This window comes from Neobacillus sp. NPDC097160 (genome assembly GCF_044762155.1).
GTDB lineage: Bacteria > Bacillota > Bacilli > Bacillales > Cytobacillaceae > Neobacillus.
The window spans coordinates 300,956-316,331 of record NZ_JBIWDU010000002.1 but is presented as its reverse complement, the minus strand read 5'-3'; the positions used below and the strand labels follow the sequence as shown (position 1 = coordinate 316,331).

The window sequence follows — 15,376 nt, the reverse complement described above, 5'->3', positions numbered from 1 at the left end:
AAGTGATTATTTTAGGGTTTTAAAAGGTCTTATTGGCTGGGTATCGAATAGTATTAGTATCAGTATTTTTCGTTGAATTTAGTAGAAAGGTGTTGTTGGATATGGCTAGTTCGAATTCAAAAAAAGAGCTTCTCGGCTGGGGGAAATCACTTTTGATAGCGGCAGGCATTGCCGTTGTTTTAAGAACATTTTTATTTTCTCCGTATGTTGTTGAAGGCGCATCGATGGAGCCGACATTACATAATCAAGAGAAAATTTTTGTAAATAAACTGTACTATTCGGCAAGTTTTAGCAGAGGCGACATTGTTATCATTAAAGGTCCGACTAAAAATTATGTAAAAAGAATCATAGGGATGCCAGGGGATAAGATTGAAATGAACGATGACCAATTATTGATTAATGGGGAACCCGTTAAGGAATCCTACCTATCAGAAAACCGGAAGGCAGCCGAGAAAATGGGAAGTCTGCTAACGGGGGACTTTGGCCCAATTATTGTCCCTGCAAACCATTATTTTGTGATGGGGGATAATCGCTTGAAAAGCATGGATAGCCGCAATGGTTTAGACTTTATCAAGGAAGCGGACATTGTGGGAAAAAGTGAATTTGTCATTTTTCCGTTCTCGAATATTAGAAATGTAAGGTAGTAGACTGGGGGATGGAGGATAGTATGAATAAGCAGCAAATTATTGAAGAAAAGTTGAGTTTAATAACTTGGAGTGAATCATTAAAGGGATTAACGGATGACGTCTGGTTTGGGCCTTTTAAGGAAGGCAGTTGGGGAATTGCCGATGTGATTTCCCACTTCATCTCGTGGGATCTATTTTTATTGGACTATCGACTGCCTTTTATCATTCGCTCCGAGGAAATTCCCGCGGTAAAAGTGGATGTTGAAAATATAAATACTAAAGCGTCACTTTATGCACGGTCAGGCATATTTAAAGTTAGTCTTATCAATGAATTTGTATCGAAACGGGAAGAAGTAGTTTCTCAAATTAAGAACATTCCAGCTGATAGATTTTATGAACCGATTATCATTGGAAAAAACAGGCTGATAGTATCAAGTTATTTTTCTGATCTGATTGAGCATGATCGAATGCATAAAAACCAAATTAATGCTTTTTTAAAAGATCAGAATTTGTAATAGAAGAAAAGGCGGCAATCATGCTGTCTTTTTCTTGTTGAGTAGGAAGGCAAAAAAATAGATTGGTGTCAGGCACCAATCAAATTATGGGAAGTTTTAAGAAATGAGCTCAAGTGAACAAATTTCCTAATTAAGTTACCATTATATTAAGAAAAACTTGTGTAGAACTTAGGGGGAAGTTGTGTGGAAGTTGTGAAGGTTTTTTGAGTGGGGCAAATTACCTGTAAAACCCAAATTTTTCATTTATCTATTTTCATAATAGCTTGCATGATTTATAATTTTAATTGTTAACCAATTAACGATATAAGTTGACAATTAAAATTGAGGTGATGGTATGGGTTGGATCAAGCTGGCAAAAAACGTGATTGAAGGACATGAATTAACAAATGAGGAGGCAAGGGAAATCCTATTATCCAAAGATGAGGATATTCTATCGCTCGTTAATGGTGCCTATGAAATTCGCAGACATTATTATGGAAAAAAAGTGAAGTTGAATTTGATAATTAATGCAAAAAGCGGACTGTGTCCTGAGGACTGCGGGTATTGTGCCCAATCGATTAATGCAAAAACAGAAATTGACCGGTATCCTCTCATTAGTAAACAAACGATTGTGGAGGGAGCCAAGGAAGCGAAAAAGAATAAAATTGGTACATATTGTATCGTAATGAGCGGCAGGAAACCGACCAATAATGAGGTGGATACTGTTATCTCTGCCGTCCAGGAAATTAAAAATGAGGTGGAGCAAATTAAAATTTGTGCTTGTTTGGGGCTTGTGTCCGAAGAACAAGCAGGTAAGCTGAAATCCGCTGGTGTGGATCGATTTAATCACAATATCAATACAAGCGCGAACCATCATGAAAATATTACCAGCACGCATGATTATGAGGATCGAGTTGAGACGATTGAAAATGTAAAGAAAGCTGGAATTTCCCCATGTTCCGGAGTCATCTGCGGGATGGGGGAAACGGATGAGGATATTGTTGAGATGGCCTTTGCACTGAAAGAGTTGGATGCTGATTCTATACCGGTGAATTTCCTCCATCCAATTAAGGGAACAAAACTTGAGGATCTAGATGACCTAACACCAATTCGCTGCTTGAAAATTTTATCTCTATTCCGGTTTGTCAATCCGACGAAGGAGATTCGCATTTCCGGCGGCCGCGAATTTAACCTGCGATCATTGCAAAATTTAGGCTTATTCATTGCAAACTCCATTTTTGTCGGTGATTATTTAACGACTGATGGACAATGTGCGGATGCTGACTTCCAACTCATTAAGGACCTCGGATTCGAAATCGAGGAAAATCCATTCGATGTTGAGAGCCAGTCGTTTTCAAAAACCTATTAATTGATGGTGATGCCTCACGAAAACTGTGGGGGCATCATTTTTTTGGCAAAAAAAATGATTGGTGTCAGCACCAATCAAATTATGGGAAGTTTTAAGAAATGAGCTCTTCGAACCACTTCTTAATTAAGTTACCTTTATATTAAATTATACTTATGTAGAAGTTGTAGCGAACTTGTGTGGAAGTTGTGAAGATTCCCTTACGATGGCCGGCGGCCGGTTAATACGACTTCTGCCATAAAAGGGGAATACGTCTTCAGTATGACCAAATCAGATTATTCTGGTAAAATTGTAATAAATAGTAGAAAATTTTCCCTTCTGTTACACCAAGAAAATGATGCCTCAACTAGATGCTGACCTCACCCATACTGTAGACAAATCCAAATATTACCCAATGTGAATAGAACTTAATAAGAATCATACATATAAACAACCAAACTCTTGTCTTTCAAACTAAAAAACTTATAAGGAGCTAACGAATATGGAAACTAACCTACAACCGCATATCAGAATTGGAAACGGACACGAGGTGCAATATGCGTTATTGCCAGGTGACCCCGGTCGTGTTGATGAAGTAGCTAAATTTTTAGACAATCCCGTGGAAGTCGCCTTCAACCGAGAATACAAAACAACCAAAGGCTTTTATAAAGGAGTGCCTATTTTCGTGACCTCAACAGGAATTGGTGGGGTGTCAGCCGGAATTGCCATCGAGGAGTTAAAGAATATAGGTGTAAACGTGATGATACGGATTGGCAGCTGCGGTGCCTTGCAACCACAATTACGTCTTGGTGACCTGGTAATTGCTTCCGGTGCCGTGAGAAATGACGGAGCGTCTTATGCCTATATTAACAAGGCCTATCCTGCTATTCCAGATACCGATTTGCTTTTTCATGTGATCAACTCAGCAAAAAAGAATGGCGCTAAAAATTACACAGGTGTTGTCAGATGTCATGACAGCTTTTATACTGATAAAGAACAAGAAATCGACAAGTATTGGTCAGAGAAAGGGATTCTCGCTTCAGACATGGAAACAGCTGCCCTATTTGTCATTGGTGGATTGCGTGGCATTAAGACTGCTTCCATTTTAAATGTCGTTGTTGAAAAAGAGGGGGATTTGGAAGGGGGAATCAATGATTACATTGATGCGAAAAACAATAGCAAACGTGGGGAAGAGCTGGAAATCCTCACCGCACTCGAAGCGATTGTTTCCTATGATTCTAGCTTTTAAATTGAAAAGGGGGTTTTTTTAATGAAAAAACAAAGCATGTGGTCGTTGCGTTTATCAACAGCCGCGCTCGTTCTGATTCCGGTAGCGGTAGGTGTCAACTATATTGGTAAATTAATTGCGGCATTTTTGAAACTGCCGCTATGGTTGGATTCCATCGGAACTGTCTTAGCCGCGATGTTGGGCGGTCCGATTGTCGGTGCCTTAGCAGGTGCAATTAATAATATCATTTATGGTTTTACCGATCCCATTTCGTTTGTATATTCGATTACAAGTGTGGCGATTGGCTTGGCGGTCGGGGTTTTATTTTTCAAAGGCTATATTTCTAGCTGGGGAAAGGCCATCGTTGCCGGTTTAATCATTGGTCTTGTAGCGACGGTTGTATCGACACCGCTAAATATTGGTTTCTGGGGCGGCCAAACAGGGAATGTATGGGGAGACGCTTTATTTGCTTTTATTCTAGCCAAAACAGATTCTACTTGGCTGGCATCGCTGCTTGATGAATTGGTTGTCGATGTACCGGATAAATTATTAGTTGTATTAATTAGTTTTGGTATTTTCAAAGGATTACCTCGGAATGTGATCCAATTATATAACAATAATGAAAAAATCGAGACACTAGATTAAGTCTTCTTGGTAAAAGAAAGCTGGTGAAGCTTTTTGAAATCGATTAGCTTGTATGTGGAAAGGGAATCGCTCATTCATGATGTCGATCCCATCACGAAACTGTTTTACATTCTATTTGCCCTATTCATTCCTATTATTCTGCCATCGTTCACGATTTCTTTTTTATGCCTAGGTATAAGTATTATGTTATTGTGTGCAGCGAAAGTGATTCGAAAAACAATTCCTGTGTTTAGTTTTGTTTTTTTCGTGCTGATTACGGTCGTCATCATTCAAGGCTTGTTTAAACCGGAAAATGAGACCGTTCTTTTTCAAATTGGTTCAGTTGCTATGTATAAAGAGGGGCTGCTGTATGCCTTAACGATTACGCTCCGGGTAACGAATATCGTCAGTTCCTTTATGATCTTGGTTCTTACGACGAAACCATCTGATCTTGTTGAAACGCTTGTCCGTAAAGGAATGTCACCAAGAATTGGATATGTGATTGTTTCCGTTTTTCAAATTATCCCCGAAATGCTGTCGAGCATGGGGACGATTACGGATGCGCAGCGAGCGAGGGGCATGGAGACAGAAGGAAATTTGTTGGTCAGAATCAAGGCTTTCGTACCGTTATTGGGCCCGGTTATCCTAGGGTCGCTAATCAATACAAAGGAACGGGCGATGGCATTAGAGGTGAGGGGCTTTAATTCCAGGGCCCCGAAAACCTATTTATATGAGGAAAAAACTTACACCCATAGCAGACTGATTCAGTCAGTAATGCTGTTGCTAATTGTGGGCGCCATAGCGTGGAGGATTTTAGCGTGGTAAAGGGGCGGAGCGCCGCATAAGGGAAGTAGTTTTATCTAAGTTGAATGAATATACACATTTTCTTCTTTGGACTAGTGAGGCCTTGCTCTGCTCACACCGCCTTTATTAGGCGACTACGGTTTGTTCACAATAATTTATTTTCCATAGGAGATGTTGGCGTTGAACGTCTTATTGGTTTTAGCATGAAAAAAATAATCGTCGAGGGTCTTAAATATAAATATCCACTATCCGATATGCTCGCACTTAATGATCTTTCATTTGAAGTGAATGAAGGGGAATTTATCGGTATTATTGGGAAAAACTCTGCGGGGAAATCGACCTTGTGTCAAGCGCTGGTTGGTCTCGTTCCTCATTTTTATAAAGGGGCATATGGAGGGAAAGTGGTGGTAGACGGACTGGAAGTGAAAAGTCATACGATTGCTGACGTTTCTCTGAAGGTAGGAATGGTGTTTCAAAATCCATTTACCCAGGTAACGGGCTCGAAAATGACGGTGTATGAGGAAATAGCTTTCGGGCTTGAGAATATAGGCCTGCCCCGTCCTGAAATTATTGAGCGGATTGATTATGTGCTTAACTTGTTAAAGATTGAGCATGTAAAGGATCAAAATCCCTTTGACTTATCTGGGGGGCAAATGCAGCGGATGGCGATTGCTAGTATCATTGCAATGAAACCGGACATTCTAGTATTGGACGAACCGACCTCCCAGCTAGACCCTGCAGGTTCCGAGGAAGTATTCACCGCGATTCAAAACTTAAGTAAACAGGGGATTACTGTTATTCTAGCAGAACATAAGATGGAGAAAGTCGCCCAATATTGCGATCGAGTATTACTGCTACATGACGGAAAAATGGTTGACATGGACTCACCTGCGAAGGTTTTTTCGCGGAAGGATCTTAAGGACCATGGGATTGTTGCACCCGTTTATACAAGAGTGTGTAAAGCTTTGGGGGCGAAGACGGCAGCTTCGTATTATTATCCTATAACCTTGGATGATGCGGAAAAGGCATTAAGGGGGCGATTTGGATGATTAACGTATCTAATCTTTCTTTTTCCTATAAAAATGGTGGACCCCAAGTGCTTTCAGGGATTAATTTAGAGTTCGACGAGCGATCCACCGCCATTATCGGTCAAAATGGTGCAGGAAAGACGACGTTTGTGAAGCTGCTGAAAGGCCTTTTGAAACCGAATGAAGGGGAAATCTTGGTTCATCATTTTGATGCAAGAATTAAAACTGCCGCTGAGATGGCGAGAACAATCGGACTCGTTTTTCAAAATCCGAATGATCAAATTTTTAAACGAACAGTTTTGGAAGAAGTGATGTTTGGCCCGTTAAATATAAAAATGGGAAAGCATACGGCGGAGAAGCAGGCGATCAAAGCCTTAAAGATGGTCGAGCTCGAGGATAAACTAGAGATGAATCCTCATGATTTGAGTTTATCGGAAAAGAAACTGCTTTGTATTGCCTCTGTTGTGGCAATGGATACAGACATCATTATTTTTGATGAGCCGACCATTGCACAGGACCATCAAGGCAAAGAAAAGATCCGCCAAATCATCCAGGAATTGAAGAGCAAAAACAAATTAGTCATGACAATTATCCACGACATGGATTTTGTCGCAGAGAATTTTGAGCGCACGATTGTGTTTAATGAAGGAAAGGTCCTACTGGATGGGGACACAAGATTCGTATTCTCACAAAGGGAAATTCTCAGCAAAGCCAAAGTCGAACCACCAGGCATCACCCAACTAGCAGTCAAGCTAGGTGTGAAAAACACTATATTGACTGTAGAAGAGTTTATAAGGGTGTCAGGCACCATGTGAAAAATTCACATGGTGCCTGACACCCTTTTCTTTATTGGTAAGTTGGGAGTTGTGTTTAACGGATTTTGCCATATAATAGAGGTAAGGATGTTCACGGAATTGTCAAAATTACAATTTATTCACGATTTATATATGGAAATCTAAGGATAGCTTCATTATTTTACAAGGGGGAAAATGAGATGTTCAGAGCAGCAGCGGCGGGTGTATTAGGGTTTATTTTGATTTTTATCGAGTCGACGATTGTCATGAAACTAAAGGGATATGCAACCATTGAGTTTGGCGGCATTACTCCTTTTATCAATGTTTGGGCGATGAACTTTTTCTTCGTGTTTGCGATCCTAACCGAGCTAACAAATTGGTATGCAAATAAGGAAAGTTATAAAGAAGATAATAGTTATTAAAGTAAAGAAAGGGCTGCAATTTCCAGAGATAGGAAATTGCGGCCCTTTTTGGATGCATGAATGAATCATCCCATTACTATTTCCGATGCATTTTAAACTGTAAAAACAATTCATTGTAGTATGCCAAATTCTTTTTGCCAAGGTTTTCATAGACCTCTAGTTTTTCCGTCAATTCCGGTGATGGATAGAACCGTTCATCCTTGACGACCTCTTTAGGCATGTGTTTAAGTGCCTGCTTATTCGGCGTCGAGTAACCAACATATTCTGTATTTTGTGCAGCAACCTTCGGATCGAGCATGAAGTTAATAAATTTATGGGCTGCCTCAATATTCTTCGCGGTTTTCGGGATGACCATATTATCGAACCAAAGGTTAGAGCCTTCTTTAGGGACAACATAGTCCAAATCTTCATTCTCGGACATAATCTCAGAAGCATCCCCGGACCACACTAAGCCAACAGAGGCCTCTTCATTGGCAAGCAGCATCTTGATTTCATCACCAACGATAGCTTTGACATTCGGGGTAAGCGTATCAAGCTTTTCCTTCGCCTCGATTAAATGCTGTCTGCTGGTGTCATTTAGCGAATACCCCAAACTGTTCAGGCCCATTCCCATCACTTCGCGGGCACCATCGATTAACAGAATTTTATTTCGTAAGGAAGGTTCCCAAAGGTCATTCCAGCTGGTTATTTTCTTCCCATCAAGCATTTTCGGATTATAGACAATGCCGACGGTTCCCCAGAAATAGGGAACAGAATATTTATTGCCCGGATCAAATGGAAGATCCATAAATCGTTGATCAATATTTTTTAAGTTAGGCAGTTTCGAATGATCCAACGGGATAAGCAAATCCTCATGCCGCATTTTATCAATCATATATTCAGAAGGAACGGCAATATCATAGGTCGTGCCGCCTTGCTCAATCTTTGTCAGCATCGCCTCATTGGAATCGAAGGTTTCATAAATAACCTTAATTCCTGTTTCTTTTTCAAACTGCTTTATGAGATCTGCATCAATGTAATCGCCCCAGTTATAAATCGTCAACGTATTGCCGCCCGAATAGCCTTGGGACGTGTTTAAACTAGAAATTGCATATAAAAGCACTGCCGATGCAAGGGCGATCACGAGGAAAAAACGAACTAGCTTGTTCATCGCTTACGAACCCCCATTCCATTAACCTTGTTACGCTGTGTAATAAAGTAATAAATCACAACGAGCAAAGTTGTAAATAGGAACAAAAGTGCTGATAGTGCGTTTATATTCAAGGAAATTCCCCTGCGGGCTAATGAATAAATTTCAACGGAAAGTGTTGAAAATCCATTTCCGGTGACAAAAAAGGTAACCGCGAAATCATCAAATGAATACGTTAACGCCATGAAAAATCCTGCGAAAATTCCTGGTGTGATAAATGGAATAATGACCTTTGTCAGGACGTTCCAACGGCTTGCACCAAGATCCCGGGCGGCATCGATTAACGTCGGGCTCATTTCCATCAACTTTGGCAGCACCATCAAGACAACAATCGGAATGCTAAAAGCGATATGGGATAACAGCACCGAATAGAACCCGAGCTTGATCCCAGCCATCGTGAACAAAATTAAAAACGAAGCGCCAATGATGACATCAGGGCTGACAATAAGCACATTGTTTAAAGATAACAGCGAATTTTTGGTTTGTCTTTTTTTCGCCTGATGGATGGTCAATGCCCCAAGCACACCTATGATCGTAGATAAGAGTGCTGATAATAAAGCAACCACTATAGTATTCAAAACGATAATCAGAAGTCTTGTATCCTGAAAAAGTTCTCGGTACCACTCAAGCGAGAATCCCTTAAAATTATACATCGTTTCCCCGCTGTTGAAAGAGAAGATGACAAGAAAGAAAATAGGTGCATACAGGATAAAAAAGATCATCAATAGAAATAGCTTTGATAAGGGAGAGATTTTTTTATCCACATTACACACCTCGCTTTCGTGTATTCGTTACAATCATAATGAAAACCATAATAATGATTAAAAAGACGGCAATCGTCGAACCCATGCCCCAGTCCCGCGTCACAAGAAATTGCTGCTCAATCGCTGTCCCAAGGGTGATGACGCGGTTTCCGGCAATTAATCGGGTCAGCATGAACAAGGAAAGCGCCGGGATGAACACAACCTGGCAGCCTGACTTTACCCCGTCAATCGTTAATGGGAAAATAACGCGGCGAAACGTCGTCCATTTGGATGCCCCTAAGTCATCGGCTGCGTCCAAAAGGGTCGGATTCAATTCATTCAATGAATTGAAGATCGGCAAAATCATGAAGGGGATAAAAATATAAACTGAGACAAATACAAAGCTGAAATCCGTAAACAAGATTTGCTGTGCGCCTATCCCAATCATTTTTAAAAAGCTGTTTGCCACTCCATATGTACCGAAAATTCCAAGGAAGGCGTATGCCTTTAACAATAAATTTATCCATGAAGGTACAATGATTAATAAAAGCCACAATTGTTTGTGCCTTGTTTTTGTTAATAAATAGGCTGTTGGATAGGCAACCAAGAGCGAAATAGCTGTAATCAAAAAGGCATACCAAAACGAGCTGAATGTCATCTTTAAATACACCGGTGTGAAAAACTTTTGATAATTTACAAGTGATACATTTCCCTCAATATCAAAGAAAGAGTAATATAGTACGAGCAAAATGGGTGCAATGACAAAAAGAGCAATCCAAAGGAAATAAGGAACCATAAATATACTGCGGGTTTGTTTATTTTCCATTGGATTCCACTTCCGTATAGGCTTCTAACCGCCGGTCAAATTCTTCCTCGGTTTCTCCGTGGCGCATAACATGAATGGCTTCAGGGTCAAAATAAAGCCCGATTTCATCGCCTACGGTTGCCTTTTTCGTGGAATGGACGAGCCACTCATTTCCGTCTTTATCATAGCAGCTGATTTCATAATGAACCCCGCGGAATAATTGCGAGTCTACGCGCACCTGGAGCTTACCGCGATCCAATGTGGTGATTTCTAAATCCTCAGGACGGATGACCACTTCAATGGGCTCATTCGTGTTTAACCCCTGGTCGACGCACTCGAACTCTCTGCCGACAAATTCCACACGATAATCCTCTATCATTCTGCCTTGGACAATATTGGATTCGCCAATAAAGTCAGCGACAAAGCGGTTAATCGGTTCATCGTAAATATCTGTCGGTGTGCCACTTTGCTGGATTTTCCCTTTATTGATGACAAAAATCTCATCGGACATCGCCAGTGCTTCCTCTTGATCATGTGTGACGAAGATAAAGGTAATTCCAAGGCGTCGCTGCAATTCACGAAGCTCATACTGCATTTCGGTACGCAGCTTTAAATCAAGCGCTGATAATGGTTCATCAAGCAGAATCACTTCAGGCTCATTGACAATGGCGCGGGCGATCGCAACGCGCTGCCGCTGCCCTCCGGACATTTCTCTGATTTCGCGTGTTTCATAGCCTGAAAGGTTTACAAAGCTAAGTGCTTCCTTTACCTTTCGTTCTATCTCCGGATTCTTCATTTTTTTGATGCGCAATCCGAACGCCACATTTTCAAATACATTTAAATGGGGAAAAAGAGCGTAATCTTGAAATACGGTATTTACCTGCCGTTTATTCGCAGGAACATGATTGATTTTTTTGCCGTTAAAATAAATTTCCCCTTCGGATGCTTCAGTAAATCCGGCGATTAACCTTAATATTGTTGTTTTACCGCATCCAGAAGGGCCAAGCAGTGTATAAAATTTGCCACGCTCTATCTCAAAGCTTACTTCCTTTAGGACAGGCGGATCGTTGTCATATTGTTTGGTTACATTTTTAAAATGAATAATGGCACCGTTCATAAAAGTGACCTCCTTCTTTCCAATTACATCTAGTCCCAAGCTGTTCCATTCGGGAATCATTATACAGGAAGAACCTGAAAATTCAATTACTACAATAAAAAAAACTTGCAAAAGGCAAGTTTTTCTAAAATAGATGAATTAGAAAAAGCGCCTTTGGCTCAGGCACTTTTTGTAGTACTAAACATTTTGTTTGAGCGTTTTGTTCCCTTTGAATGCAGTATTGCGGATGAACGGGATTACCCAGCGGTCAAGACCAATACGGCCGGCGTTAAATCCTGCGAAAAGAATAATGGCTCCGATGATAAGGTCTGTTGGAATATGAGATACTGTTCCAGCTAAGAAGAAAGAAAAGTTCATCACAAGTCCGAAAAACGCTGCTGCTGTTGTTAAGCATCCAAGAATAAGTCCTAATCCAATTAAAAATTCTCCAAGAGGAACAATCGTATTGAAAATATCAACGTTTGGTAATGCAAATCCTTTAAGGAATTCAACATACCAGCCATACACTACACTACCGTCTGGACCTTTTACTGGGTTCGCAATCACTGCTTTTAAATAACCAGAAGCATCAAAAGCCCCACTTGAAAGCTTACCCCAACCAGCTGTTAACCAAGAATAACCAAGAAATAAACGAAGAACTGTTAAAATTGCAGCGGCAACTTTATTTTCTCTTAACCAATTGACTACCATGTAAAACATCCCCTTGTTAATTAATTTTTATATATTAAGTACACTGTTAATATAACAAACTTATCTCAGAAATAGGGTATTTTGTTCAATGGTTCACAATTCTGTAAAAAGAATTTGAACATTTTATTAACACTTGTATTTGTTTTGTTCGATGAATAAAAAAACACATTATTTCAACTAGTTAAGTTTGAAATAATGTGATGAATTTTACCACTATTAACCTAAATATTTCTCTAATGGGGTCCAATAATTTTCTCCCCAGCCTACAGCAAGATGTTCTCCTTCTTCTTCAGGAAAACCAATATGCTCAAAAACCAAAAGGGTTTTGGAGTCTTGCTCCTTCAGTTCGAACATAGCGATCGAATAAACACCTTCTGGCCAGTTTTTTACTCGCCATGCTTGGACAACGCGCACACCTGGAACTAATTCAATGTTTCTTCCATGAATCATGCCGCCAAAGCATGAGAAGGTACCACCAGCATCCGGGCTAATTTCAGTTGGTGCACCCCCAGTCATTTCACTGAATTGCTTAGAATCCGACAGTACTTCATAAATGCGTCCTGGGCGCGCATTGAAAACTACTTCTTGATGAATGGTTTTAGTCATGTTATAACCTCTCCTTAAAATTTTTTAATAAAAATTAGTGCATCGCCACAACAGACCATGGGTCAATACCCGGGTCTTTGCTTTCCGCAAAATCTTTAATGCGCGGCATATAATGAGACCAGCCTTGCTGATGTGACGGAATTTCTTCGACTGGCAAATCATAATGAGTTAATACTAGGTTCGTCCCATTTTCTGTTGGCGTTAATCGGAATTCAACCTTACTTGAACCAGGAGGGACCATTTTTGATTTCTCCCAGCCCCAGGACATGACGATTTTTTCATAAGGCACTATTTCTACATATTCTCCCATGGCAATATCGCTGCCATTGACATCGATTCGATATTTACCGCCGATTTTTGGTTCGAGAAGGATTTGTCTCCCCATCCAGCGGACCATTTTTTCTGCATCCGTAAAAAAAGAAAATAATGTTTCAGGCCGTGCCTCGATAAAAATCTCTTTCGTAATGGTATCATGGTTTGTTTTCATCATTTTTTCTCCTTTCTTCTTCTTCAGCTGCTTCTTTCAGACGTAGTAAACTATCATCCCAAAAACGGTCAATGTACTGTTTTAATTCAGCAAAACCATCCCTTCTAATTCCGTAGTACCGTTTTGTTCCGTCTCTCCTGACTACAACGAGGCCAGATTGTTCCAAAACTTTGAGATGCTGTGAAACCGCTGGAGCTGAGATTTCAAAATGTGATGCAATTGCGCTGGAGGTAAGTTCTCCGTCGCGAATGAGATAGAGAATATCTCTTCTTCTTGGCTCTGCTATTGCATGAAGGACTTTTTCAATCATGCGTTTATTTTAGTATATACTTAATTAAGTGTCAACTTAATTATAAATTTACCTAATAGTATCTTTTGGTAAGAATCGAAAATATATTACATGACACAGATAAACATTTTTAAGTTGGTATCCAGCTCTTTTTAGTTAATGGAAATTTTACCAAAAAGTATTGAAAAAACTAATAGTATTAGTTAAAATAAAACTAATGATATTAGTTAAAAGGGGATGACCATAATGAGAATGATCAAAAACGGTTATTTATATCAAGTGACATTCATGGCGAATGTTTTTCCTGTCAATTGCTATTTGGTGGAGGAAGAGGATGGATTAACATTAATTGATGCAGCACTTGGCTTTTGTACGAAGGGGATTTTGCAGGCGGCTGAAACCATTGGAAAACCGATTACAAAAATTGTTTTAACACATGCACATGAGGATCATGTTGGTGCACTCGATTCTATAAAAGTGTTAATGCCGGAGATACCTGTTTATATTTCTGCCCGTGATCACAGATTAATGAATGATGATCGTTCCCTTGACCCACATGAAGAGCAAACACCGATTAAAGGCGGTGTACCGAAAAAAATAAAAACAAGAGCTAATATATTATTGAAGGAAGGTGATTTTGTCGGTTCGTTAACCGCTATCGAAACGCCGGGACATACACCAGGCTCGATGTCCTTTTTAGATTTACGGACAAAGGCACTGATTGCCGGTGATGCCTTTCAAACAAGAGGTGGTATTGCCGTGGCAGGGGACATGAAGCCATGGTTTCCTTTTCCAGCCTTTGGTACTTGGAGCAAGAAAACGGCGCTAGCAAGTGCCAAAAAACTAATAAGCTATCAGCCAAAGCTGCTTGCGGTTGGCCACGGAGAAATGGTTGAAAATCCATTGCAAGTTATGGAACAAGCAGCCTCAAGTTTAGAGCGCAAAATAGGGTAGAGGAGCAGAGACTATGTCACCAAGACCTAAAATTGGACTTGATTTAACAACCATATTAGAAGCAGCAGGGGAGATTGCTGATCAAAAAGGAATGCATGAGGTTACACTTGCAAATTTGGCGAAGAAATTAGGAATTCGCCCGCCTTCATTATATAACCATTTTGATGGGCTTCCAGGTTTGAGAAAAAAATTGGCCATTCACGGATTCGACCGCTTAAATGAGGTCATGGCCGATGCTGCGATTGGGGTGTCAGGCACCGAGGCTGTCCTGGCAATTAGTAAGGCATATGTCAATTTTGCTCGGAAGCATCCCGGTATTTATGAGGCGACATTGTTTGCCCCCGACCCGGAGGATGAGGATGTGCAACAGGCCGGGGCAAAAATCGTTGACCTTTCCATACGGGTACTCCAAGCATACCAATTGGAAGGGAATCTTGCCCTGCACGCCGTCAGGGGGTTACGCAGTATTTTACATGGCTTTTCTGCTTTAGAGCAAAAAGGCGGTTTTAAGATGACACTGGATTTGGATGAGAGCCTATCGATTATTCTTAAGGCATTTCTTGCTGGAATAGGAGAAGAACGATAATCTCCATAAAGCCTTCAGCTGCTTACTTTATAAATCTCTCTTATCCACATTTAGTTCGATTAGATTCCCATCAGGATCGGCGCAAAAAATTTGTGCAAAACCGCTGGCACTTTTTTGAGGTTGATACATGGGTACATCATGTTGCTTCAGCCAGTTAAGGGTTTCATCGTAAGATTTTACTCTAAGCGCAAAATGTCCTTTCCGGCTGTTTAAATATTTATCTTGACGGATCGTTTGTGAGGTCGGGAGGACAATGAGGTGAACCTGTTGGTTTCCTATTTCATACCATGCACCTGGAAAATCGAAGGCAGGCCGCTTGAGTTCTTTTAAACAGAGGATTTCACTATAAAAATGTTTTGCACGCTCTAAATCGGTTACAGTTAGACTAACGTGATGAAGCTCGTGGTATTGAATCAAAGTGGTCATCTCCATTGCAAATGAATTTTTGAGTTTGGTAACTATATCATAACATAGGGCTGATGGGGATAAAAAAGGAATCTTTCTAAGTCTATCAGGATACCATTAGGGACATTTTGGAGATGTAA

Annotated in this window: 20 protein-coding genes; 11 read left to right on the top strand and 9 right to left on the bottom strand. The window is 40.4% G+C overall.

Annotated features, from left to right (window positions below; genetic code table 11):
- The first annotated feature begins 92 nt into the window (after positions 1 to 92).
- The 9 genes from lepB (at position 93) to ACIQXV_RS03485 (ending at position 7,365) form a co-directional block, all read left to right on the top strand.
- Positions 93 to 644, top strand: a complete 552-nt coding sequence (gene lepB, locus ACIQXV_RS03525) for a signal peptidase I (RefSeq protein WP_402956320.1) — start codon at positions 93 to 95, stop codon at positions 642 to 644.
- Positions 645 to 667: 23 nt separating this feature from the next.
- Entirely contained in the window at positions 668 to 1,141 is a 474-nt protein-coding gene (locus ACIQXV_RS03520; RefSeq protein ID WP_402956052.1) for a DinB family protein, read from the top strand.
- Positions 1,142 to 1,475: 334 nt separating this feature from the next.
- A complete protein-coding gene (gene bioB, locus ACIQXV_RS03515; RefSeq protein ID WP_402956051.1) occupies positions 1,476 to 2,489 on the top strand; it encodes a biotin synthase BioB in 1,014 nt (337 codons plus the stop codon).
- A 478-nt stretch (positions 2,490 to 2,967) separates the two neighbouring features.
- Positions 2,968 to 3,714 (top strand): nucleoside phosphorylase, encoded by a 747-nt coding sequence (locus ACIQXV_RS03510; RefSeq protein WP_402956050.1) that lies wholly within the window; start codon positions 2,968 to 2,970, stop codon positions 3,712 to 3,714.
- A gap of 21 nt (positions 3,715 to 3,735) precedes the next feature.
- Positions 3,736 to 4,338, top strand: coding sequence for an ECF transporter S component (locus tag ACIQXV_RS03505; RefSeq protein ID WP_402956049.1), 603 nt, complete (start codon positions 3,736 to 3,738; stop codon positions 4,336 to 4,338).
- A 33-nt stretch (positions 4,339 to 4,371) separates the two neighbouring features.
- Positions 4,372 to 5,142 carry an energy-coupling factor transporter transmembrane component T family protein gene (locus ACIQXV_RS03500; protein WP_402956047.1) on the top strand — a complete coding sequence of 257 codons (771 nt, stop codon included), beginning with the start codon at positions 4,372 to 4,374 and terminating at the stop codon, positions 5,140 to 5,142.
- 182 nt (positions 5,143 to 5,324) lie between these two features.
- Positions 5,325 to 6,170, top strand: a complete 846-nt coding sequence (locus tag ACIQXV_RS03495) for an energy-coupling factor ABC transporter ATP-binding protein (protein WP_402956045.1) — start codon at positions 5,325 to 5,327, stop codon at positions 6,168 to 6,170.
- The gene (locus ACIQXV_RS03490) at positions 6,167 to 6,964 is read left to right on the top strand and encodes an energy-coupling factor ABC transporter ATP-binding protein (RefSeq protein ID WP_402956043.1); all 798 of its coding nucleotides are present in this window, start codon (positions 6,167 to 6,169) and stop codon (positions 6,962 to 6,964) included. Before ACIQXV_RS03495 ends, ACIQXV_RS03490 begins: the two co-directional genes overlap by 4 nt.
- Before the next feature lie 179 nt (positions 6,965 to 7,143).
- Positions 7,144 to 7,365: a hypothetical protein gene (locus ACIQXV_RS03485; RefSeq protein ID WP_402956041.1), complete on the top strand. Its 222-nt coding sequence runs from the start codon at positions 7,144 to 7,146 to the stop codon at positions 7,363 to 7,365.
- A 76-nt stretch (positions 7,366 to 7,441) separates the two neighbouring features.
- On the opposite strand, the gene ACIQXV_RS03480 is transcribed toward ACIQXV_RS03485, so the two are convergent.
- The 8 genes from ACIQXV_RS03480 to ACIQXV_RS03445 all read right to left on the bottom strand — a co-directional run bounded on the left by ACIQXV_RS03480 (position 7,442) and on the right by ACIQXV_RS03445 (position 13,312).
- A complete protein-coding gene (locus ACIQXV_RS03480; RefSeq protein WP_402956039.1) occupies positions 7,442 to 8,515 on the bottom strand; it encodes an ABC transporter substrate-binding protein in 1,074 nt (357 codons plus the stop codon).
- The gene (locus tag ACIQXV_RS03475; RefSeq protein ID WP_402956037.1) at positions 8,512 to 9,318 is read right to left on the bottom strand and encodes an ABC transporter permease; all 807 of its coding nucleotides are present in this window, start codon (positions 9,316 to 9,318) and stop codon (positions 8,512 to 8,514) included. Before ACIQXV_RS03475 ends, ACIQXV_RS03480 begins: the two co-directional genes overlap by 4 nt.
- Before the next feature lies 1 nt (position 9,319).
- Complete coding sequence (locus ACIQXV_RS03470) at positions 9,320 to 10,123, bottom strand: ABC transporter permease (RefSeq protein WP_402956035.1); 804 nt, start codon at positions 10,121 to 10,123, stop codon at positions 9,320 to 9,322.
- Positions 10,113 to 11,219 (bottom strand): ABC transporter ATP-binding protein, encoded by a 1,107-nt coding sequence (locus ACIQXV_RS03465; protein ID WP_402956033.1) that lies wholly within the window; start codon positions 11,217 to 11,219, stop codon positions 10,113 to 10,115. The genes ACIQXV_RS03470 and ACIQXV_RS03465 overlap by 11 nt, the downstream gene beginning before the upstream one ends.
- Positions 11,220 to 11,396: 177 nt before the next feature.
- Positions 11,397 to 11,909 carry a DoxX family membrane protein gene (locus ACIQXV_RS03460; RefSeq protein ID WP_402956031.1) on the bottom strand — a complete coding sequence of 171 codons (513 nt, stop codon included), beginning with the start codon at positions 11,907 to 11,909 and terminating at the stop codon, positions 11,397 to 11,399.
- Positions 11,910 to 12,125: 216 nt separating this feature from the next.
- Positions 12,126 to 12,515, bottom strand: coding sequence for an SRPBCC domain-containing protein (locus ACIQXV_RS03455; RefSeq protein ID WP_402956029.1), 390 nt, complete (start codon positions 12,513 to 12,515; stop codon positions 12,126 to 12,128).
- Positions 12,516 to 12,549: 34 nt separating this feature from the next.
- Positions 12,550 to 13,005: an SRPBCC family protein gene (locus ACIQXV_RS03450; protein WP_402956027.1), complete on the bottom strand. Its 456-nt coding sequence runs from the start codon at positions 13,003 to 13,005 to the stop codon at positions 12,550 to 12,552.
- Positions 12,986 to 13,312 (bottom strand): ArsR/SmtB family transcription factor, encoded by a 327-nt coding sequence (locus ACIQXV_RS03445; protein WP_402956025.1) that lies wholly within the window; start codon positions 13,310 to 13,312, stop codon positions 12,986 to 12,988. Before ACIQXV_RS03445 ends, ACIQXV_RS03450 begins: the two co-directional genes overlap by 20 nt.
- Before the next feature lie 225 nt (positions 13,313 to 13,537).
- Here ACIQXV_RS03445 and ACIQXV_RS03440 point away from each other — a divergent pair, with 225 nt between their 5' ends.
- Positions 13,538 to 14,245: an MBL fold metallo-hydrolase gene (locus tag ACIQXV_RS03440; protein WP_402956023.1), complete on the top strand. Its 708-nt coding sequence runs from the start codon at positions 13,538 to 13,540 to the stop codon at positions 14,243 to 14,245.
- A 13-nt stretch (positions 14,246 to 14,258) separates the two neighbouring features.
- Positions 14,259 to 14,831, top strand: a complete 573-nt coding sequence (locus ACIQXV_RS03435; RefSeq protein ID WP_402956021.1) for a TetR/AcrR family transcriptional regulator — start codon at positions 14,259 to 14,261, stop codon at positions 14,829 to 14,831.
- A gap of 27 nt (positions 14,832 to 14,858) precedes the next feature.
- Here ACIQXV_RS03435 and ACIQXV_RS03430 read toward each other — a convergent pair whose 3' ends face one another.
- Positions 14,859 to 15,248, bottom strand: a complete 390-nt coding sequence (locus ACIQXV_RS03430) for a VOC family protein (protein ID WP_402956019.1) — start codon at positions 15,246 to 15,248, stop codon at positions 14,859 to 14,861.
- Positions 15,249 to 15,376 lie beyond the last annotated feature (128 nt).